The 20,112-nt window shown below is 43.4% G+C and carries 22 protein-coding genes and 2 pseudogenes; 2 read left to right on the forward strand and 22 right to left on the reverse strand.

Features of this window, described 5'->3' with window-relative positions; translation table 11 throughout:
* Window positions 1–39: 39 nt before the first annotated feature.
* The 10 genes and pseudogenes from RH89_RS27555 to RH89_RS27600 form a co-directional block, all read right to left on the reverse strand.
* Window positions 40–432: a GFA family protein gene (locus RH89_RS27555; RefSeq protein WP_200873184.1), complete on the reverse strand. Its 393-nt coding sequence runs from the start codon at window positions 430–432 to the stop codon at window positions 40–42.
* Between the two features lie 24 nt (window positions 433–456).
* The gene (locus RH89_RS27560; RefSeq protein ID WP_004409081.1) at window positions 457–1,194 is read right to left on the reverse strand and encodes an SDR family NAD(P)-dependent oxidoreductase; all 738 of its coding nucleotides are present in this window, start codon (window positions 1,192–1,194) and stop codon (window positions 457–459) included.
* A gap of 171 nt (window positions 1,195–1,365) precedes the next feature.
* Window positions 1,366–1,734, reverse strand: a complete 369-nt coding sequence (locus tag RH89_RS27565) for a DUF6559 family protein (protein ID WP_004409082.1) — start codon at window positions 1,732–1,734, stop codon at window positions 1,366–1,368.
* Window positions 1,735–1,838: 104 nt separating this feature from the next.
* Window positions 1,839–2,510 (reverse strand): annotated as a pseudogene (locus RH89_RS27570) (TSUP family transporter); the annotation flags it as partial.
* A 58-nt stretch (window positions 2,511–2,568) separates the two neighbouring features.
* Complete coding sequence (locus RH89_RS27575; protein ID WP_004409086.1) at window positions 2,569–3,189, reverse strand: HAD family hydrolase; 621 nt, start codon at window positions 3,187–3,189, stop codon at window positions 2,569–2,571.
* Window positions 3,190–3,347: 158 nt separating this feature from the next.
* On the reverse strand, window positions 3,348–3,815 hold the full coding sequence (locus RH89_RS27580) for a GNAT family N-acetyltransferase (RefSeq protein WP_004409087.1): 468 nt from the start codon (window positions 3,813–3,815) through the stop codon (window positions 3,348–3,350).
* A gap of 123 nt (window positions 3,816–3,938) precedes the next feature.
* On the reverse strand, window positions 3,939–4,280 hold the full coding sequence (locus RH89_RS27585) for a hypothetical protein (protein ID WP_004409090.1): 342 nt from the start codon (window positions 4,278–4,280) through the stop codon (window positions 3,939–3,941).
* Between the two features lie 35 nt (window positions 4,281–4,315).
* Complete coding sequence (locus tag RH89_RS27590) at window positions 4,316–4,651, reverse strand: zinc ribbon domain-containing protein YjdM (protein ID WP_004409092.1); 336 nt, start codon at window positions 4,649–4,651, stop codon at window positions 4,316–4,318.
* Window positions 4,652–4,787: 136 nt separating this feature from the next.
* The gene (gene tdh, locus RH89_RS27595; RefSeq protein ID WP_004409093.1) at window positions 4,788–5,819 is read right to left on the reverse strand and encodes an L-threonine 3-dehydrogenase; all 1,032 of its coding nucleotides are present in this window, start codon (window positions 5,817–5,819) and stop codon (window positions 4,788–4,790) included.
* A complete protein-coding gene (locus RH89_RS27600) occupies window positions 5,819–7,015 on the reverse strand; it encodes a glycine C-acetyltransferase (RefSeq protein WP_004409094.1) in 1,197 nt (398 codons plus the stop codon). The genes tdh and RH89_RS27600 overlap by 1 nt, the downstream gene beginning before the upstream one ends.
* Window positions 7,016–7,155: 140 nt before the next feature.
* On the opposite strand from RH89_RS27600, the gene RH89_RS27605 reads away from it, so the two are divergent.
* Window positions 7,156–8,064: a LysR family transcriptional regulator gene (locus tag RH89_RS27605; RefSeq protein ID WP_004409097.1), complete on the forward strand. Its 909-nt coding sequence runs from the start codon at window positions 7,156–7,158 to the stop codon at window positions 8,062–8,064.
* Between the two features lie 3 nt (window positions 8,065–8,067).
* Here the strand turns inward: RH89_RS27605 and RH89_RS27610 are convergent, their stop codons facing one another.
* Together RH89_RS27610 and RH89_RS27615 are read right to left on the reverse strand one after the other, a co-directional pair.
* Window positions 8,068–9,465, reverse strand: a complete 1,398-nt coding sequence (locus RH89_RS27610) for an MATE family efflux transporter (protein WP_004409099.1) — start codon at window positions 9,463–9,465, stop codon at window positions 8,068–8,070.
* A 54-nt stretch (window positions 9,466–9,519) separates the two neighbouring features.
* Complete coding sequence (locus RH89_RS27615) at window positions 9,520–10,047, reverse strand: NADPH-dependent FMN reductase (RefSeq protein ID WP_004409100.1); 528 nt, start codon at window positions 10,045–10,047, stop codon at window positions 9,520–9,522.
* Between the two features lie 189 nt (window positions 10,048–10,236).
* Here RH89_RS27615 and RH89_RS27620 point away from each other — a divergent pair, with 189 nt between their 5' ends.
* Complete coding sequence (locus RH89_RS27620; protein WP_004409103.1) at window positions 10,237–11,151, forward strand: LysR family transcriptional regulator; 915 nt, start codon at window positions 10,237–10,239, stop codon at window positions 11,149–11,151.
* 52 nt (window positions 11,152–11,203) lie between these two features.
* Here RH89_RS27620 and RH89_RS27625 read toward each other — a convergent pair whose 3' ends face one another.
* The 10 genes and pseudogenes from RH89_RS27625 to RH89_RS30455 all read right to left on the reverse strand — a co-directional run.
* Window positions 11,204–11,638 carry a GNAT family N-acetyltransferase gene (locus tag RH89_RS27625; RefSeq protein WP_004409104.1) on the reverse strand — a complete coding sequence of 145 codons (435 nt, stop codon included), beginning with the start codon at window positions 11,636–11,638 and terminating at the stop codon, window positions 11,204–11,206.
* 109 nt (window positions 11,639–11,747) lie between these two features.
* Entirely contained in the window at window positions 11,748–12,092 is a 345-nt protein-coding gene (locus RH89_RS27630) for a VOC family protein (protein WP_004409105.1), read from the reverse strand.
* Window positions 12,093–12,103: 11 nt separating this feature from the next.
* Complete coding sequence (locus RH89_RS27635) at window positions 12,104–12,430, reverse strand: DUF5992 family protein (RefSeq protein ID WP_004409106.1); 327 nt, start codon at window positions 12,428–12,430, stop codon at window positions 12,104–12,106.
* 80 nt (window positions 12,431–12,510) lie between these two features.
* A complete protein-coding gene (locus RH89_RS27640) occupies window positions 12,511–13,023 on the reverse strand; it encodes a hypothetical protein (protein ID WP_004409108.1) in 513 nt (170 codons plus the stop codon).
* 411 nt (window positions 13,024–13,434) lie between these two features.
* Window positions 13,435–14,466: a methionine synthase gene (locus RH89_RS27645; RefSeq protein WP_004409110.1), complete on the reverse strand. Its 1,032-nt coding sequence runs from the start codon at window positions 14,464–14,466 to the stop codon at window positions 13,435–13,437.
* A 22-nt stretch (window positions 14,467–14,488) separates the two neighbouring features.
* Window positions 14,489–15,463: a DUF1852 domain-containing protein gene (locus RH89_RS27650; protein ID WP_004409113.1), complete on the reverse strand. Its 975-nt coding sequence runs from the start codon at window positions 15,461–15,463 to the stop codon at window positions 14,489–14,491.
* 505 nt (window positions 15,464–15,968) lie between these two features.
* Window positions 15,969–17,393 (reverse strand): PepSY-associated TM helix domain-containing protein, encoded by a 1,425-nt coding sequence (locus RH89_RS27655; protein WP_004409117.1) that lies wholly within the window; start codon window positions 17,391–17,393, stop codon window positions 15,969–15,971.
* Window positions 17,394–17,490: 97 nt separating this feature from the next.
* Complete coding sequence (locus RH89_RS27660) at window positions 17,491–17,847, reverse strand: hypothetical protein (protein ID WP_004409119.1); 357 nt, start codon at window positions 17,845–17,847, stop codon at window positions 17,491–17,493.
* Between the two features lie 90 nt (window positions 17,848–17,937).
* Window positions 17,938–19,881 carry a putative bifunctional diguanylate cyclase/phosphodiesterase gene (locus RH89_RS27665; RefSeq protein WP_004409120.1) on the reverse strand — a complete coding sequence of 648 codons (1,944 nt, stop codon included), beginning with the start codon at window positions 19,879–19,881 and terminating at the stop codon, window positions 17,938–17,940.
* Between the two features lie 93 nt (window positions 19,882–19,974).
* Window positions 19,975–20,112: pseudogene (locus RH89_RS30455) on the reverse strand (phosphatase); the annotation flags it as partial.

Genomic DNA, 20,112 nt, shown 5'->3' on the forward strand with positions numbered 1-20,112 from the left:
CTCTCCTGATTTAATGTGTAATTTTTAGCGCAGTCGAATTTAACGGTCCGCTGGGTGGTTCACGCCATCATTGGTTACCACCTCACCAAGATCAAATGGGTTGACGCCTTCTAAGCACCCAACATTGAATCCGTATTCGTGAGGATTAGAGCGCCTTTGATGGTGGGTATAAATTCCGCAATTTGAGCAAAAGTAGTGCTTAGCGGTTTGAGTGTTGAATTGATAAAGCTTGAGTACGTCCTCACCTTTGAGGATCTTTATTCCATCCAAGTCCACTGATGCCACAATCGCCCCTTTACGGCGGCAGATAGAACAGTCGCACCGCCTTGGGTTATCAATGCCATATGGTAGTGTAAGCTCCAGTACGACTGCTCCGCAGTGGCAGGTTGCTTTGTGTTTGGGAAGTATTTTGGTATTACCTACTTGCTTTATCATCTCATGACTCCTTCCTTTGAGTTATTTTAGCGAGATTCCTCCATCGACCACCAACGTATGACCAACGATATAGCTCGATTTATCAGATAGCAGGAAATCTATGGCGTCTGCGATTTCAGATATTCTGGCAAATCGTTGAATGGGCACTTGAGACAAAACATTGTCACGAAGTTGTTCATCTTTCTTGGCTCGCTCTTCCCATCTCGGTGTCCAGGTAACACCTGGAGCAACAGCATTGATTCGAATACCTTTTTCGATGTTTTCTAACGCCAGAGACTGTGTTAGCCCCTCAATCGCGTGTTTAGCTGCGCAGTACATAGTGGCATTTGGAGTAGGTCTTAGTCCATTTATTGAGCTTACATTAACCATGGTAGAGCCAGCAGACATCATTTTAATCTGATACCGAATATTCAGTGCTTGCGCCCAGAAATCGTTGTCTAGCGTAGACTTAAGATCTTCTATTTCTACCGAGCTGAACTCTCCAAGAGATGCAATTGCAGGAGATGCATTGTTCACCGCGATGTCTATTTTTCCGTAGGTTTGGGCGATGTATTGATACCAATGATCTAAACCGCGTTCGTCAGTGATGTCTAAGCTTTGGTAATCAACATCCTTCAATTCCGGATGTTTCGAAACGGCACTATCCCAACTTGAACTGCTTCTGGAACAAGTTACCACCTTGTAGCCCTTATTCACCCATCGGTTAACCATTTCCAGCCCAATGCCTTTGGAACCTCCTGTTATCAATGCAGTTTTCATAGGTGCGCCTATATTTTTTATAAACAACCATCAGCATATCAAGAACAAACGTATCGTCAATTTGCACCACTGGGTTGTGACTGTTCGATCTGTTTTTCTGGCTGTAAGGAATAGAAAAAGGTGGCATGAGCCACCTTCAGGGAGATTTAAAAAGCGAGAATATACGGCGACTTAGTATCGTGCGTGCATTCCAAAATGGTGGGATAGGTTGTCGTCCATGTTTCCGCCTTTCCACCCAGAGCCACCCAACAAGTTCAGGATATCTCTCGCGTTATAGTCCCGACCTTCAAAATAGTCATTCGCAATGTCTTGCCTGATTGCAGCGACAGCATGTTTTGCTTTATCCGAGTCGAACTTGAGCGACGAGTACTCACAAAACAATGCTAAAGCTATTTGTTTTTGGCGTTTACACAACTCGATACTGTTTGCTTCAACCTGACCAACGGTGTAGTAGTCGCGACTTCCATATCCTTTCATCAGTAACGGTGAAAGACGTTTTAACACCTTCTTGGTACGTCTTCTTTGTAAGTATCGAATCATAGCTAACCCTCAATCAAAATCAGGGTGATTTTAACTTAGCTTCAATCTGATTTGTTAGCAGAAACAAGTAAGCGAGAGTAAGTTTCAAATACACCACGAGTTGCTTACATTAGTACGGTTGCGATCATCTTTATCGCCATAATCGTAAGTAATACTTTAATCGCGTAAATCCATTTCTCATTGTTTGTCGTTCGTCTTAACTGGGTGCCAATAAACGAACCCAAAACGGAGCAGATAACCATAACGGTCAATAAAGCTAAGTTTCCAGTCAGCGAAAAACCAATGATCCCAAACACCAATATCTTGCTCAGATGACTGATGGTCATGAACAATGCGCTCGTCGCAATAATCTGGTTTTTATCTTCTAGATCTTTGGTAAGTACGCTCAATGCAAACGGTCCTGTTGCTCCAACAACCAATCCTAGACCTGACTGCAAAAAGCCAATAACGTAGTAGCTTTCGTATTGACCTATGAAGGTTGAAAATCGCTTACTCCAAATATTCAACAGGATATAAATTCCAATTGCCAAAGGAATGTATTCCGTTGGCATGCTAACGATCAGGAAGCCAAAAGCAATCACGCCCAGTAACGAGCCAGCAATAAATTTGGGGAGAAAATCCCAGCGCACACTGCTCCAGGAAAAATACATTCGGGAAACATTGCTAGCTAACTGGGTTACGCCGTGAACAGGAACAATAAGATGAGGCGCTAAAAATGCGGGAAGTATGGAAATCAGCAATAGCCCGCCGCCAAAACCGAAGACACCTGCAACTGCCGAGGTGAAAACGAAGCGATACCCAGTATGTAAGTAGTTTCCACTGTGACTCCCTGTTTTATTCTTTTGGGTTTGCTTTTGTCAGTTGCTGTTTAACAAACTGGAGAGCCTCTCTGGCATTTCTATAGTGGTGGGATTGAATGCCTAACTCTCTGGCAACAAGGGGGTTATTTTCACTGTCATCAATAAATATGACTTGTTGAGCGATACATTCACTCAACTTCATGGCTTCAATGAAGTATTCGGCATCAGGTTTCGATACTCCAATTTCAAACGAATTAACTATGTGAGCAAAATAGGAGTCTAAATTCGCAGCCTGTAATTCATCTCTTAAGATTGATGTCGCATTGGTGGTTAGTACCAACTGGCATTCTGGAGCCGCATTTTTTATGTCGCGTAAGAAGGTTAGGTCAATTGTAGATTGAGCTTCTTTCCACGCTTTTATAAGTTCTTGGGCAATAATTTCGGAGTGGTTAGATGATAGCTTTCTAAACACACTTTCTTGCCAATTGTCGTGTGTAGTTTTTCCGGTTATCGCTGGAAATAGAAAATCATTGGAAAACGCAGTACTAAACAAAGTCCCCTGCTTAAGCCCAAGCTTTGATTCACTCTGACTTATGCCGGAACTGTCCCAATGTCTGATTACTCCATCAAAATCCAAGAAAATTGTATTAATCATCTTCACCCAGCCGATTTATGTTATTGCCGCAAATAGGAAAAGCGCCTTGCACTCTTATACCCTATCCAAAGCGTTCAGAAAATCATCGGCTGGTATCGGTGTGCCCTCACTGACATTTCAATACATTCGCAACAATTCTCTGCCTTAGTAAATGCTGACTAAATGTCCCAACGGAAAAACGGTCGGTCGCCATCCATCCGTTCAATTTTAGCTCCCAAGTTGAGATAAAATTGGTGTGCTCTAGTGTTGATGGGGCTTGCCGTCCATGAAATGTGGGATACCCCTTGTTCTTGGGCTAGTCCTTTTAAGAAAGTCATTACTTTGCTGCCATGACCTTTTGAACGCTCTGTATTCAAAACCAATAAATCATCAAGCCAGACTGAAGGCAAACCACTAAATGAGGAGTATCGATAATGAAAAATCGCAAAACCGATCGGTTCATCACTCACTTCCAATATGATTGCATGAGCAAAAGGCTCTGAGTTAAAAAATGTTTTTTGAATTCTTTCAACTGAGGTGGTGATTTCTCCTTCAAACCCTCTCATAGAGCGATCAAAATCGGCTTTTTTGTTTATTAGATCCAGGAGAATGGGAGCATCTTCAAATATCGCCTTTCTTACTTTCAAATTTCCTTCCTTTGGATTATATGCAATCTGCAAAGTAACGCTTTCATTTCAATAATATAAATCAGAGAGTTATTTTAGAAAAAAGAGCGAAATAGCTCGCTCTCTAGTGGTAACTTCAAGATATCACTCGTTCAGAAGTATAGAAATTTGCGTTGCAGAACCTAAAACACGACTGCTATTTACATATACTCTAAGGCTTTGATTGTTTGCTTTCGCAGCAAGAGCAATGGACACCATTCCAGAATACGCTGGATGGTTGTTTTTTAAATAAAGATAAGAACGCCCATTGCAGGAATTGTCTTTCAGTTTGATAACTAGTGAATTTGCGTGAGCATTACCGTCATCACGATCTGCTTGAATCATAACTTGCTGTAGCTCTTGCAATCCACAATCTATGAATGCAGCATTTGCAACATTAGAAAAAATGGATGCCATAATCAGCGCAACTGAAAACAGGTATTTCATTTCTACTTTCCTTGTTTTTATAGATAGAAAAAGCTCTAAGCTTTCTTTACAAAGTGAGCCGTAATCATCATCTCACCAGCACCGTCGACTTTGCAGTCCAGTTGATGGTCCTTACCATCGACAATTCGGCGAACTAGCGCTTTGGTACCAATCTTGAGTACCTGAGAACTGCCTTTGACTTTCAGATCTTTGATCATCGTGACTTTATCGCCTTCTTGCAGCAAGGCTCCGTTTGCGTCTTTTACGGTGATGGATTCTTCAGCAAGAAGCTCGTCAGGATTCCACTCGTGGAAGCACTCTGGGCAAACCAAGTTACTTTGATCTTGGTAGACATATTCGGACGTGCAGCTAGGGCAAGGAGGAAAAGACATGGGGTATTACTTCCTAAAATTAACTTTGATTGTATGGTATTAAACATGGCGCAAGGTTGCGAGTACTATTGCGAATATAAAATCACAGGCATAAAAAATGGCAGCCGAAGCTGCCATTTTTTACGAATCTAACCAGTTATTCCCAATCAAGAATGACCTTACCAGATTGCCCGCTTCGCATGATATCGAAGCCTTTCTGGAAGTCATCAATATTGTAGTGGTGGGTAATGATTGGTGTGAGGTCTAAACCAGATTGAATCAGGCTCGCCATCTTGTACCAGGTTTCGAACATTTCACGTCCGTAAATGCCTTTAATCACCAAACCTTTGAAGATAACCTGATTCCAGTCGATCGCCATATTGGACGGTGGAATACCCAGAAGTGCAATTCGACCGCCGTGGTTCATGGTTTCTAGCATGGTACTGAATGCGACTTGAACGCCAGACATTTCAAGACCAACATCGAAGCCTTCAGTCATGCCAAGCTCAGCCATCACGTCTTCCAGCTTTTCTTCCGCGACATTCACTGCACGAGTCACGCCCATTTTACGTGCCAAATCCAAACGGTATTCGTTGATGTCTGTAATCACAACGTGACGCGCACCAACGTGTTTTGCAACCGCTGCCGCCATAATGCCGATAGGGCCAGCACCTGTGATCAATACATCTTCACCGACCAAGTCGAAGGACAAAGCGGTATGAACCGCGTTACCAAACGGGTCGAAGACTGCAGCCAGATCATCAGAAATTTCATCAGGAATCTTAAACGCATTAAACGCAGGCAGAACAAGGTATTCAGCAAAACTACCCGTACGGTTAACCCCAACACCTTCTGTGTTGCGGCACAAATGGGTACGCCCACCACGACAGTTTCGACAATGCCCACAGGTAATATGACCTTCACCAGACACTCGGTCTCCAATCTCGAAGCCACGTACTTCCTGACCGATCTCAACAACTTCACCTACGTATTCGTGCCCCACAACCATAGGTACTGGAATCGTTTTTTGCGACCACTCATCCCAGTTGTAGATGTGTACGTCAGTACCACAAATCGAGGATTTCTTGATTTTGATTAGAATGTCATTGTGACCGATTTCAGGCTTTTCTACCTCGGTCATCCAAATACCTTCTTCTGGCTTTAGCTTCGCTAGTGCTTTAATTTTCATTATTTGATGATCCCCATATCACGACCTACTTCGATAAACGCATCAATAGCTTTGTCTAGCTGCTCTTTAGAGTGTGCTGCCGACATTTGAGTACGGATTCGAGCTTGCCCTTTTGGAACCACAGGGAATGAGAAGCCAACAACATAGATGCCTTTGGCAAGCGCACGTTCAGCGAACTCTGCCGCCACTTTTGCGTCACCTAGCATAATTGGGATAATCGCGTGATCAGCTCCGGCTAAGGTAAATCCAGCTTCGGTCATGCGTGCGCGGAAGTGTTCTGCATTTTCCCAAAGGCGAGTACGTAGATCACCACTTTCGGCTAATAGGTCAAGAACACGGATAGATGCTGACACAATGGCAGGTGCAACGGAGTTCGAGAACAAGTAAGGACGAGAACGCTGACGTAGCCAGTCGATCACTTCTTTCTTACCGGACGTATAGCCACCAGACGCACCACCCATGGCTTTGCCAAGCGTACCAGTGATGATATCGATACGGTCGATCACGTTGTGATATTCATGCGTACCGGCACCGTTTTCACCCATGAATCCTACTGCGTGAGAATCGTCTACCATCACTAGCGCATCGTACTTTTCAGCCAGGTCACAGATTGCAGGTAGGTTTGCAACAACGCCATCCATTGAGAACACACCGTCTGTCACAATAAGTGTATGACGAGCACCCGCTTCTTTCGCAGCGATCAGTTGTTGCTCTAGCTCTTCCATATTGTTGTTCGCATAACGGAAGCGCATAGCTTTACATAAACGAACACCGTCGATGATAGAGGCGTGGTTTAGTGCATCGGAAATGATCGCATCTTCTTTGCCAAGAATGGTTTCAAATAAACCGGCGTTTGCGTCGAAACAAGAGGTGTAAAGAATCGTATCTTCTTTGCCTAGAAACGTGGAAAGCTTCTGCTCCAGTACTTTGTGGGAATCTTGGGTACCACAAATAAAGCGAACCGACGCCATACCGAAACCATGCTGATCCATTCCTTCTTTCGCTGATTCAATCAGGTCAGGATGGTTAGCTAAGCCAAGGTAGTTATTCGCGCAGAAGTTTAATACTTCTTCGCCTGTAGAGATGGATACTGCTGCTTTTTGAGCAGAAGTGATGATGCGTTCAGACTTGTACAACCCTTCGTTTTTTACTTCTTCGATTTGGGTTTGTATGTGCTGGTAAAATGCAGAAGACATGTTCTCATTCCTTCTTCGTTATTGTTGTTCCGCTTTGCTGCGGATTCTTTTTATTTTAAATGAACTCATTAACGACTATTATCCCTCACAATGGAAAACCATTCGTGAATCACAGGCACAAATAAAGGAACACTTGCTTAATGCTTAACCAAAAGCTTATTGCCCTGCTCCCCGATCTCGCTGCTTTTATTTTAGTTGTAGATGAAGGCAGTTTTACCGCGGCGGCGAAAAAATTGAATGTGACGCCTTCAGCACTCAGTAAGTTGATCACTCGCCTGGAACATGCGCTTTCGGTGAAGCTTTTTGAAAGAACGACGCGCTCTCTGGCTATTACCGAATCAGGAAAGAAGGTGTACGAGCAAAGCGTTGCCATGGTAAACGCTGCGCAGCAAGCTATCGCCATATCAGAAGCAGACCACACCGAACTTGCAGGGAGCATTACAGTTGCAGCACCGGAAGCGTATTTGAATTCGGTTTTACAACCCCATATCCTACCGTTTCTGGAACATTACCCCGACATCCAGCTTAAACTTCGCGCCGTGGATGGCGACATCGATTTGAATCAAAACATTGATATCGCATTTCGACTAACGGACAAACCTCATGAAAATCAGGTTCTGAAAGAGATTCGAAAAACCAACCTCGTCTTGTGTGCGAGCCCTGCCTACCTGACCGAGAAAGGGACACCCAATCATCCAACTCAGCTTGAAAAACACGATTGCCTGTATTTAGCCGAAACCCCGAACGATCACATTTGGGATTTTCTAAAAGACGATGAGTTTTTTACGGTGGCTGTGTCTGGTCGGTATGCAGTCAACCATTCGCAAATGCGACTGGCCGGGGTGAAAAGTGGTTTGGGGATAGGGATCTTCCATGACTTTGTGGTAAAAGAAGCCTTACGTGATGGCAGTGTGGTAGAGGTGCTTTCAGACTGGACGCTTAAAAGTAACTACCACGGAGCCGTTGCCATGCAATACGCGCAAACTAAGTACATGCCCGCAAGGCTCCGCGTGTTTATCGATTACATCGTAGAAAAGCTTGCCGAGTAATAGCTATCGCTTTCCGAGCAACACCTGAAAATCTCTTTTGTAATCAGAAAGTGGGTTGTGCCCTATCAGCGATGAATCTTGAGTCTTTAGCCACAAATTAAGCTTTCTTCCCGCATACCAGGCGGCGATGAGATTGGCGGTGGCAATTCCTGCCCATACGTAAGAAACACCGAAATAAGATCCAATCCATGCCAAAGGAATCGTCAGAATAATCGAACGCATCAAGGTAATTCTGAGTGAAGACAGTGGCTGCTCTACCCCATTAAAGAATGAAGTAGTAATCAGCGCCAGACCGTACGCTGGAAACGTCAGACCGACAAAGTAGAAGTAGCTAGACCCAAACGCCAATACTTCTGGTTGATCGCTGAATATGGAGAGGATTGGCGCCGAAGCCAGTGCCACAATAGCAAAGAATAGTAATCCCCAATAAACGGTCATTCTTCCTGATATTGCGATCACTTTATCCAGCCTGTCCTGCTTTTTTGCACCATAGTTTTGCGCGACAAAAGGTGTCATCACCACACTGAGCGCCAGTATCCCGGTAAGAACCAAAGACTCTATGCGCGTGACAATGCCATAAGCCGCAACAGCAGCCTCTCCATGGGTAGATAAAGCACGAGTGATGATTGCCACCGCAAATGGTGTAAGCACCTGTGCAGCAATCGCTGGGATACCGATTCGAAAAACTGGTTTTAGCTCTTTTAAGGATTGAACAAAGGTAAACAAAACACGAAAACTAAAAAGGGACTCTTTAAACGCCAGACTTACCATTAAAACAAGAATCACTAACCACGAAATCACCGTGGCAAGTGCCGCCCCCTCCAAATGCATTTCTGGAAACGGTCCTACTCCAAAAATGAGCAGGTAGTCAAAAACGAGGTTCGTTAGACCACCAATCGCCATGATGATCGTGGATGAAACCATCACACCTTTTGCCATTAAAGCGGCATTCGCTACTAGCGTCCCTACCAACGCCCACATCCCTATAAACAGAGGGATCATATATTCCTTAACCAGTGGCAAGGTATCTGGTGGCGTACCAAGTAAAGTGAATACCTGATCTGCACTCAACAAACCTAAAGCCCCTAACCCCATGGCTGTCAGTAGAAAAAAGAGGATAGATATAGAAGCGATGATCCTCGCTTTTTCGCTATTTTGCTCGCCAAGCGCTTTTCCTACGGCAGCAGAAACGCCCGCTGCCGTTCCCATAAACAGGCTGATAACCAGAAAATAGACAGGATAAGCAAAACTCATGGCGGCGAGAGGTTGTGTGCCCAACTGACCAACAAAGTAGGTATCCACAAGTTGAAACATGAATGTCATTAACATGCCAAAAGCGGCAGGTGCCGCCATTGCAACCAGCGCAGGTCTGACAGGTTTGGATAAGATTGGTGATTCCATACGAACCTCCCTGTGTATTTGAAACGCAAGTTCCTTCTTACGTTTTAACCAACTCTAAGCGGACAGTTTGTTCATCAGCTCTACCAATTCCGCATTAGTCGATTCATCTTTTACTTCACCCTTCTCCATATCGAAGGTGTCGTAAAAACTTGGAAGCGAGAATTGCCCAACCACATTCCCAGCAAAGTGAGGAGCACCACTCACTGCGGTTGCTAACACATTGCGTGCACCACCTGGACCAGGAGACGTCGCCAGAAGCACCATAGGTTTGTTTTGGAACAACTTCATGTCGATGCGAGATGTCCAGTCAAACAGGTTTTTGTATGCTGCCGTGTAGGATCCGTTGTGTTCAGCAAAAGAAATCACGATGGCGTCGGCTTCACCCAATTTGTTAAAGAATGCTTTGGCAAGATCAGGCTGACCCAGCTCTTTTTCTCTGTCCGTGCTGAACAACGGAAGTTCAAAATCATTGATGTCTAGAATTTCAACATCGGCACCTGACACCAAGCCTGATGCGTAAGTAACTAGCTGCTTGTTGATAGAATCACGGCTGCTGGTAGCTGCAAATGCGACAATTTTCATAATCTTTCCTTCCTATTCACTTGAAGCCTTAAAGGAGAATACTTTACGTATTGTTAACTCCGCCGACTTCTTAGATTCTGTTTCGTTTTGATTTAGGTAAACTATAGATTAATTCTATTTAATGATTAATACTTCATTTGAAAATTCATTATTTCCATATGACACTTAATACTTTCTTGAGCATAGGCAATGGCATCAGATACACAACTTCTTGATGGAATGGTTATTTTTTCCGAGGTGGTTTCTAGAGGAAGCTTTACTAAAGCTGCAGAAAGCACCGGGCATTCCACTTCTTACATCAGCAAAGAAATCAATAAACTGGAAGAAAGACTAAAAGCTCGGTTATTACATCGAACAACTCGCACGTTAAGCCTGACACCAGAAGGAGAAATGTATTTCGAACGCTGCCAACAACTAATACAGGATGTTGAAGAACTTGAAGAAACATTGAGCGGAAAAAACGCTGAGCCCAGAGGAACGTTGAAAATCAGTTGCCCAATCACTTTTGGCTTGTCGCGCATTCGCCCTATTTTGGCAAAGTATTCAGCACAGTACCCCGAGGTAAACCTAGACGTAGACCTAAGTGATCACAAAGTCGATATGATTGCCGAGGGTATTGATGTGTCGATTCGAGGGACTTCTAGTCAATTGGAAGATTCGACTCTGATTAGTCAAAAAATTCTGACCAGTGATAGCGCCACTTTTGCCTCTCCTGATTATTTAAAATCCTATGGTACGCCTAAACATCCTTCTGAACTCAAAGATCATATGGCGATCTGCTATCGCTTGATAAAGAACCCATCTCTGTGGACATATTGGGAAAAGGACGGCACTAAGAAGTCGGTGAAAGTAAAGAGTAAACTTCTGACAAACAGTCCTCAGCTTGAATTGGAAATGTGCAAAGAAGGGCTGGGAATAACACGGATGCCGAAGTTTAATCTTGGCGACGAGTTTGAAACGGGGGAATTGGTAGAACTGTTCGCGGATTACCCGAAGGTTCAGATCAATATGTACTTAATCTACCCCAGCCGAAAACACATGTCGGCAAAGGTCTCTAGCTTCATTGAATTTGTAAAACAGGAGTTGGAATCAGAGGCGCTTTAGCTTTCAGGGAACCGGACATCACTCACGAATAAGCTTTAGTGTATTTTGAAGTTCATTCGTACTGCATCAGGTACTCAAAATCGGTTTCACCTACATCGACAAAGCCTAATCTCACGTACAATTCTTTTGCAGGGTTAGTTTTTAATACACTAAGTCCAACCACAGCATTAGTGGACTTGGCTTTATCAATAAGGTTTGAAATCAGGCGACTTGCAATGCTCTGATTCTGAAAATTCGGATGGATTTGAATTTGAACCAAGTACCACTCATTCTCTTCCTTTTTGAATTTCGCTTTGATCAAACCTGCAGAAACCCCATTTACCAATATGATCCTTGCGTGCTCGAAGTCATAACGTATACGGTTGATGTAGGCTTCACGAGTCACGGGCATTCCAGCTTCTCGCAAGTATTTGCCCATGGTGATCTCACGTAGGTCGAGCAGAAACCCAACATCTCCATCGTTTGCTTTTCTTAATGAGTATTGCATTCTCGGCTCCCGCCGCAGGTGAATGTTCAATCTATCGTATATTTGATGGGCTTAACTACGTCTACATCGAATGACTCTGCCCAGTAATAACAGGTAACCAAAAGGTCTATTAAAGTTGCCACAAACCTTGCTCTATCGATCCCAAAATGTATATTGCAAACGTCCCTTTACCAGGAATCTCTAATGGCGGAACCGCAATTTCCGCACCTTGCTCCTTAACATCGATAGCTGCCTGTTCAATATCTTCAACCAACCAGTACGGGCGAGTCACCGGTGTTTCTGTTTCCCGCAGTGGTGCTCTGACTCCGACAATACAGCCATCAGATAAAACACCTGTTCTCGCGCCACCGAGTAGCTCATCTGCTCCACCAAAACTGATCTTTTGAGCGAGTTCATACGCTTTACACACCGAATCAACATCAGGAGTGACTATTTCTAAATAGTGAATTTTCATAATTTCCCTCGTTATTTGATCACGCGAATGTAAGCAGCATTAGTACAGCTTGCACCTGCATAATCGTGTATCCAAACCTTATGCCCTGATGCAAATGCAGTAAGTGCTGTCGAATAAGCCCGAGAAAAAATCTCATTTGAACTTGTGGCAGTCCTTGGAAAATTTATGCTTTTATTAGCACATACACCCGTACCGCCCTCTACCCAAACAGTAAAGTTGTCTCCGTTACCACTTGTGTTTGCCACTGACGTGATGGTTGCGTCTTTAACTATGTAAGTTCCAGCACCATTTGCGGAGCTTGCAAATACAAAAAGAGCAATGGTAATTAACTTTTTCATTTAATCTTCCTTTGATTTTTAAAGTAAAAAAGCACTGGTACATTTTGCTGTATACCAGTGCTTTTTGAAAGAGGGATAGATTACTTAGGGCTAAATGGCAGAGAAGAGTGATGAAGATTTATCTTAACGTTGCCTTCTTCATCTTTGATATAGCCAAATGAGTACTCAACTTTTACTTCTTCACCATTTGTTTTGGTGAAGAAGTAATTGCCCATTGCCATTGCAGAATCACCATCAGTAATAATTCCTTCGTTTTCCCAACGAACCTTAATATAAGGTGCCAAAGCGAAGCCTTTATCTTCTGCAAGATCCTGACCGATAAAATAGGACAAAGCTTCTTTCTGTGTTCCACGGAACTGGTCTACAGACGCCAAAGTAGGTTTAAACAGAACCTGTCCTTCACCAAAAGCATAGAATTCTTCAAGATGCTTTATCGCAGCTTCTCTTGGATCACTTGCTTTTCCTATTTTAACGATCCCCTCTCCCCAACCTATTTGTGCGGCTTCAACTTCTGCAGTGGATATTGATCCCGCATAGGCATTAAAAGCACCAAATGAAGCAACCGCCAATGTAATTACAGATAACTTTCTCATTAGTTTCATCCTTGTGAATTTATAGAAATATTTATTTTAGATAAAAATATCATTAGATAAAGCAAACAAAGATTTCGAAAATTGTAATTGAACCAGGTATTAGTTCAGCTTTCCTTACCTATGTTGTGCAATGATTTCGTTGAGCTTTTTACCAAAAAGGCAGACTACTAAATAGGACTTTTTACTCAAGGCTATTTTAGTGAATTTGGATCCAAGAGCTAATTTGGCGCAAAAGGTTTGCAATAGTTTCAGAAGGGTAGAATTTCAAGAAAAGATAAGATGATTAGATAAAAGGAGGGAGTAAATCTTATTAACAAATTTATATTTAAAATGGGTGCGTGATATTTTTGTTTCTAATGCATTTAAATAGAAAAGGGCTGCTAAAAAACAGCCCTTTTTATGTTTAATACCTTAGGAGGTCAGTTCTTTACGAAGAATTTCTGCACCTGCGCTTAGAGCATTGAGTTTGCCTCTCGCAACCTCACGGGATAGAGGAGCCATACCGCAGTTGGTTGAAGGATAAAGCTTGTCAGCATCGACAAACTGGAGGGCTTTTCGAAGCGTGTCCGCAACTTCTTCCGGTGTTTCAATGGCATTAGTTGCCACATCAATCGCCCCAACCATCACTTTCTTACCACGAATAAGTTCAATAAGATCCATAGGCACTCGCGAGTTTTGACACTCTAAAGAAATGATATCGATGTCGGATGTTTGCAGCTTAGGAAACACTTCTTCATATTGGCGCCACTCAGAGCCGAGTGTTTTCTTCCAATCTGTGTTGGCTTTGATGCCATAGCCGTAACAAATATGGACAGCGGTTTCACATTTAAGCCCTTCGATTGCTCTTTCCAGGGTTGCGATCCCCCAGTCATTAACTTCATCAAAAAATACGTTAAATGCAGGTTCGTCAAACTGGATAATATCTACACCAGCCGCCTCAAGTTCTTTGGCTTCCTGATTTAGAATTTTGGCAAATTCCCAAGCCAGCTTTTCGCGACTCTTGTAATGAGCATCGTAAAGCGTGTCGATCATCGTCATAGGACCTGGCAAAGCCCATTTGATCGGTTTATCTGTTTGCTCACGCAGAAACTTTGCATCTTCAACAAAGACTGGTTTCTGACGGCTAACAGCGCCAACAACGGTTGGTACACTCGCATCATAGCGGTCACGGATTTTCACCGTCTCGCGCTTCTCGAAGTCAACTCCATCGAGATGCTCAATAAATGTGGTCACGAAGTGCTGACGTGTTTGCTCGCCATCACTGACAATGTCTATGCCTGTTTGTACTTGTTCTTGCAGAGATACGCGCAACGCGTCCTGCTTTCCATCAATCAGTTCCTGATCTTCTAGCTTCCAGGGAGACCAAAGTTTCTCAGGTTGTGCCAGCCAAGAAGGCTTAGGTAAGCTACCAGCCGTTGAAGTAGGTAATAGAATTTTCGTCATACTTTTGTTTTTCCCTTAACTATTAAGCGTAGTTTGCAGACCATTGCTCAAGAACATTTTGATAAGGCTTGATGAAGTTCTCTTCCGCAAATTTCCCTTGCTCGATAGCCAGTCTGCTGCGCTCCTCTCTGTCATAAACAATCTGAGTCAGAGAGTGATCCAGGTTTTTCAGGTTTGGCTGATAATGCTTGCCTGCCGCTGCATTCGCATTGTAAATCTCTGGTCGGTAGATTTTCTGGAAAGTTTCCATGGTGCTGATAGTACTGATCAGCTCAAGGTTGGTGTAATCATTAAGCAGATCACCAAAGAAGTAGAAAGCCAACGGTGCAACACTGTTAGGCGGCATGAAGTAACGTACTTGCAGACCCATTTTTTTGAAGTATTGCTCGGTCAAAGACGATTCGTTTGGCTCGTATTCAAAACCTAATACCGGGTGTTGATTTTCAGTACGGTGATACGTTTTGTTGTCAGATACACTTAGGCAGATAACCGGTGGCTTATTGAAATGTTGCTTGTAAGTGTCGGATTTAATGAAGCTCTTGAATAGCTTACCGTGCAGTTCACCAAAGTTAGCCGGTACGCTGAACTGATCTTGGTTCTTGTTATGATCCAGTAGCAATACGCTGAAATCATAATCGCGAACGTAAGATGAGAAGTTGTTTCCAACGATACCTTCAATACGTTCATTCGTTTTATGGTCAACAATGTTTGTCTTCAGAATTTCTATTGATGGGAAAGCCTGCCCACTGCCTTCAATATCCATATCTACGGATACGATTTCAAGCTCAACAGAATAACGATCACCTTTCGGGTTATCCCAACTTGCCAGAGCATTAAAGCTGTTGTCGATCATCTTCAACGCGTTACGTAGGTTAGCTTGACGGCTATCGCCTCTTGCTAGGTTAGCAAAATTAGTTGTGATACGCGTACTGTCTGAAGGATGGTAATTCTCATCAAAACAAATGCTTTTGATTGTGAATGCAAAGTCTTTATTCATGGTGATCTGATTTCCAATTCTTGAGGAAAGACCTGAGAGTTTTCACGGGTTTCAGGTCTTCCCAATATTCTTTCTTATTTTCCCAGCCTGAACTTTTCACAGATTCTTGATTTGCGTCAAACGAAGCAAATAGCTTCAACTGTATTATCCACTATGCTCGGGAGTAGAATGTGTTTTATACCCAGATACCAAATTGAGTAAAAATGGTTTTCTTTCACATTTAACATGAGAAATATTCATGTTCTTTTTCGACTAGGTTGTTTCTCCTATTAATTAGTGTGCTTTTTCTCCTGCCTTTCCTCTCTAAAAGCCTCAATAATAATCCAGTCCAAACTTTCCATTGGTCACCTGAGCTATTCATTAAAACTCAACATCAAATACTTCTCTCAATTTAAATTGGGTAGAAAATTTAGTGTCTAAAACACAAGATCAAAAAAGCCCCAAAAGTTTGGGGCTTAAAAATGTAATTACTGTGTGGTTTAAAACTTAATTCTGTACATGAAGATTAAGCAAACCAGTGGTGCAGTTTTGGCATCGCTTTTAGCAATAAGGCATCAACAATCAAAACAGTCACTATCGTCGCGCCTGCAAGTGGAAAGGCAAAGCCTACCAAAACAACGGTTGCGGCTCCTAGCTTCCAGATTCCCCCTTTTTGAAAGGAAGGTGGTGCTCCCAGTTTTTTCTTACCTGCTGGTCGACGTTTCCACCACATTAGCGCACCTGTTACGCTAACCGCGACGAACGCAAGACAGAAGAACACATTCAAAAGCTTGTTAATGATACTGACTTCACCTGTATGGAGTGCAATGCCAGACGCCATAAACTTAGCCATCCAGTTGTAGTCTTCCCATGTCACATCTGCGAGGATTTCACCTGAGTACTGGTCGATGTGTGTCGTGCGATCCTGTGTTGGATCGGTTATATCACCACTCATGGTGTTCGCACCAAGCGTAAACACGCCAGTTTCACTCTTCGGCAGATTCAATTTGTATTGAGTCATGCCAAGTTTACTCGCAGTATCCACGACCTTATCGATAGATACAGTTGCCGTGTTGATGTGATGGGCATGGTCACCGTGACCACCATGATGCTCATGACCTTTCGATTCGGGTAACGGCGTTTGCTCTAACCCCCATGGTACTTCTTCTTCGGTTCCATGATTTAAGCTGGCGTGCGTTTTATCCGATAAAGGAACATCCGACCATTTTTGAGCGGGAAAACTGCTCCATGGTTGCACAAATTTCCCACCCCAAATACCTGCCCACGCAAGCCCGGAAACCAGAAAGAACAATAGAACTAATGAAAGCACACCACCTAAGTTTGCATGCAGATCTCGCATGAAAATGCGGGTTCCACTTTGCATACGAATTTTCAGAAAGCCCGCTTTAGAAGCGTTGTCCGACGGCAACCAAAGGTAAATACCAGTCACCAATAGAATAATGGACAGACTGGCAGAAATTTCGATCAGGTAGCCGCCAGTGTCTCCGACGAGTAAAGTGCTGTGAATGTCATTTGCTAACGCGTACCAGCTTTCACCACGATCAATTTCGCCTTTGATGTCGCCAGTATATGGATCAACAAGAACAAAACGGTTTGACCCGTCTTCAAACCTTACTGAGAATCGGTTTGGTGCTGTCTCGCTATGTGCTGGTACAAATTGAGTAACTGTGCCCTCTGCATAGCTCTCAACAATACTAAGCTGCTGTGATACCGGAATAGAATTCGATTTAGGTTCAACAATCAGCATGTCGCCGTAGCGAGCGCTTTCAAGCTCGTCATCGAACAACATCACAATGCCTGTAAGAGACAGTATCAACATAAACGGGATGACAAATAACCCTGCATAAAAGTGCCATCTCCAAGTGAGAAAATAGAGGTTCTTCGAACGTGCGAAGTCCTTTTGTTGAGCTGTTTGAGTGCTTCCCAACATAATAATTTTTCCTTTTAACGCTAAAACACTCTGCTTACCTAAAGCCGAGTAACTTCAGATACATGCGAGTGCGTATATTATTGTAATAATTGTGTGTTCAGGAAAAATATGCAGGTGGTGCTCGTGGGGTATGCAATTGATAACGCACGTTTAGAGCCAAATAAACGTATTGGTTTTCAATTGCAAAACTCAGTAGTTGGAAGATGGGTGTAGTTGGAAGATTGTTATGATGAAAGGTGGAATAATGGCTAAATGGACAAGGCTTCCCACTGTGGGTTTTCACCTCCTGTCCTTCTTCGATCTGAACTAACTCAAATCCGTTAACGGTACATAGCATCGCCCACACACCAGCATTGCTGCCGTGCGCATTTATGACAGGCATTAATGTCACCAGTACCCAACTTAGGGCACAAGCAAATAACATTCCTGTTTTAAATGGGGTGCGATGGATCATAACCCTTCCTTATTTTACGGTATGAAGGGTATCTCCTATTAACAAAAGATTCAAAAGAAAGGAGAACTTACACAACCACGATCACAGTGCTTATGGTAAGAATTTGTAATCGGATGTGAGCAAATCTTCGATCTCTTCTAATAGCAGCGGTTTAGAGAACAAGAACCCCTGAATTGACTGGCAACCAAGCTCTCTTACCAAAGCGAGTTCCAGCGTATTCTCTACCCCTTCTGCAACCACATCCATGCCTAAGTTTCGCGCAAGTTCAATGATTGTCCGAGTGATGATTTGTTTGTCTTTGTGCATTTGAATTTGGTGAACGAAGGAACGATCCACTTTTAGTTTTCCGATGGGATAACGGGAAAGATAAGCAAGGTTTGAATAGCCGGTTCCAAAGTCATCAACACTCAGGTTAAGTCCTAGCTCCCGGAATTTATTGAGAGTGCCAATCAGCCTCTCTTCATCTTTCATCAGTATGGATTCCGTCAGTTCAAGCTCGAGAAGATGAGCCGGAACCTGGGTTTCTTTCAGAAGTTTTTCCACTTCGACCAAAAGATTGTGATGGTAAAACTGAATGCCGGATACGTTGACAGATACGGGTTTACAGTCGATTCCTTTCGCCAGCCATTCAGCCAGTTGATTCAGAACCATTTTAATAACGTACAGACCAATTTCTGAAATCAGACCGGACTGTTCGGCAAACGGTATAAATTCACCTGGACCAATTTCACCTTTTTCCGGATCCTGCCAGCGAATCAGAGCTTCCATTCCAACAATCGAACCCGTATCGCTATTCACCATAGGCTGATAACGAACAAACAGCTGGTTCTGATCAATGGCATTTCTCAGGCGTTTTTCCATGTTCCACTGGTTCAGAGCCAGTCCCTCAAAACGAGAAGAAAAGACCTGAGCACTTTGCTTACCCGCGATCTTAGCCTGATACATAGCAATGTCTGCGTTTCTCAGCAGTTCGGTATGTGTCTCCCCGTGCAAAGGAAACACAGACATACCAATAGATGCCGAAAAATCGAATTCATAGCTGTCTTTCTTAAACGTCATACTAATTTGCTTTAGCAAGTAGCTAGACCAACGCTCTACACTGGCTTCCTGGGTGTCATCTTGAATCACCACAACAAACTCATCGCCGCTGTGGCGATATACATCACCTTTTTTACCTACTGCCAGACGCAGTTTCTCAGCCGCCGCTTTTAGTGCCGCATCTCCTGCCGCATGACCGATAGAGTCGTTTACGATCTTAAAGTTATCCAGATCCACAAAAGCGACGATAAACGGAGCTTTTGCGGCGATTAATGCATCCAAATCCTGTTCAAGCGAGTAGCGGTTTTTAAGGTGGGTCAGCATGTCGTGGTGGGCAAGAAAAGCCAGCTTATCCTCTGCGGCTTTTCGTTCGCTGATATCGCGTGCAGTTCCCGCTGTGCCAACAACGACACCTTCTCTTACGACAGGCACTTTGATCAGCTCTATCCACGAACGATTCCCATCCACTGCTGTGGCAAGAAACTCGTGCCTGATGGGGGTGAGCGTTTTCATGACCTCTTCGTCATCTTCACGGTATTGCACCGCGTCTTCATATCGGGAAAGATCAAAGTCTGTCTTTCCGATCAGCGCTTCATAATTTACACCAAATGCTCGTTGAAACTCAGCATTAACGGCAAGGAACCGTCCATCAGTATCTTTTATCCAGGCCAGGTCAGGAATGCTGTTGAGTAAGGTCTGATATTTATCTGATCGTTCTTTAAGAGCCAGAATTTCATCGCTCTGATATGTATTCTCTTCCTGCGCTATTTCTAGTTGCTCTTCCAGCTTTGCCACCTTTTTACTGGTGCTGATGACATGAAAATGAACCAGCTGCAAAAAGGCAAATAAAGTAAGAAACAGCGCCAGACTGGTCGTGACTACGGCCTCCGGAAACGTGAATATCACAGCAAGGCAGATAACCAAGATCAGAGTGGTGCTAAGAAGCCAGAAAAGTTTTCGATGTTGTACAGCTCGAGCAATAGGCGAACGACTCATTTTCACCCTCAACGAAATTAACAGATGAGCGTACAGTATAAATTAATTTGCGCGAAAAAAGTTCACTTTTTGATAATTTTATGAACAAAAGCGTTACTTTGAACGATAATACATTGAATATTCTTCAATATTTTTTCTTCCTCTTAATAAAAGGAAGTTTAAAAACTGTTCAGGAGAGTGTGTGATAACTTTTTCAGCTGAAATCCCGGTGTTATCGATGAGCTGTGCAGC

The organism is Vibrio nigripulchritudo ATCC 27043, from assembly GCF_000222685.1.
Taxonomy (GTDB): Bacteria; Pseudomonadota; Gammaproteobacteria; order Enterobacterales; family Vibrionaceae; genus Vibrio; species Vibrio nigripulchritudo.

Bases quoted from the DNA above. Each gene is read 5' to 3' on its own strand.
- RH89_RS27560 (WP_004409081.1), bottom strand. From the start codon at position 1,194: ATGAAAACTGCATTGATAACAGGAGGTTCCAAAGGCATTGGGCTGGAA.
- RH89_RS27565 (WP_004409082.1), bottom strand. From the start codon at position 1,734: ATGATTCGATACTTACAAAGAAGACGTACCAAGAAGGTGTTAAAACGT.
- RH89_RS27575 (WP_004409086.1), bottom strand. From the start codon at position 3,189: ATGATTAATACAATTTTCTTGGATTTTGATGGAGTAATCAGACATTGG.
- RH89_RS27585 (WP_004409090.1), bottom strand. From the start codon at position 4,280: ATGAAATACCTGTTTTCAGTTGCGCTGATTATGGCATCCATTTTTTCT.
- RH89_RS27590 (WP_004409092.1), bottom strand. From the start codon at position 4,651: ATGTCTTTTCCTCCTTGCCCTAGCTGCACGTCCGAATATGTCTACCAA.
- tdh (WP_004409093.1), bottom strand. From the start codon at position 5,819: ATGAAAATTAAAGCACTAGCGAAGCTAAAGCCAGAAGAAGGTATTTGG.
- RH89_RS27600 (WP_004409094.1), bottom strand. From the start codon at position 7,015: ATGTCTTCTGCATTTTACCAGCACATACAAACCCAAATCGAAGAAGTA.
- RH89_RS27605 (WP_004409097.1), top strand. From the start codon at position 7,156: ATGCTTAACCAAAAGCTTATTGCCCTGCTCCCCGATCTCGCTGCTTTT.
- RH89_RS27610 (WP_004409099.1), bottom strand. From the start codon at position 9,465: ATGGAATCACCAATCTTATCCAAACCTGTCAGACCTGCGCTGGTTGCA.
- RH89_RS27615 (WP_004409100.1), bottom strand. From the start codon at position 10,047: ATGAAAATTGTCGCATTTGCAGCTACCAGCAGCCGTGATTCTATCAAC.
- RH89_RS27620 (WP_004409103.1), top strand. From the start codon at position 10,237: ATGGCATCAGATACACAACTTCTTGATGGAATGGTTATTTTTTCCGAG.
- RH89_RS27625 (WP_004409104.1), bottom strand. From the start codon at position 11,638: ATGCAATACTCATTAAGAAAAGCAAACGATGGAGATGTTGGGTTTCTG.
- RH89_RS27630 (WP_004409105.1), bottom strand. From the start codon at position 12,092: ATGAAAATTCACTATTTAGAAATAGTCACTCCTGATGTTGATTCGGTG.
- RH89_RS27635 (WP_004409106.1), bottom strand. From the start codon at position 12,430: ATGAAAAAGTTAATTACCATTGCTCTTTTTGTATTTGCAAGCTCCGCA.
- RH89_RS27640 (WP_004409108.1), bottom strand. From the start codon at position 13,023: ATGAGAAAGTTATCTGTAATTACATTGGCGGTTGCTTCATTTGGTGCT.
- RH89_RS27645 (WP_004409110.1), bottom strand. From the start codon at position 14,466: ATGACGAAAATTCTATTACCTACTTCAACGGCTGGTAGCTTACCTAAG.
- RH89_RS27650 (WP_004409113.1), bottom strand. From the start codon at position 15,463: ATGAATAAAGACTTTGCATTCACAATCAAAAGCATTTGTTTTGATGAG.
- RH89_RS27655 (WP_004409117.1), bottom strand. From the start codon at position 17,393: ATGTTGGGAAGCACTCAAACAGCTCAACAAAAGGACTTCGCACGTTCG.
- RH89_RS27660 (WP_004409119.1), bottom strand. From the start codon at position 17,847: ATGATCCATCGCACCCCATTTAAAACAGGAATGTTATTTGCTTGTGCC.
- RH89_RS27665 (WP_004409120.1), bottom strand. From the start codon at position 19,881: ATGAGTCGTTCGCCTATTGCTCGAGCTGTACAACATCGAAAACTTTTC.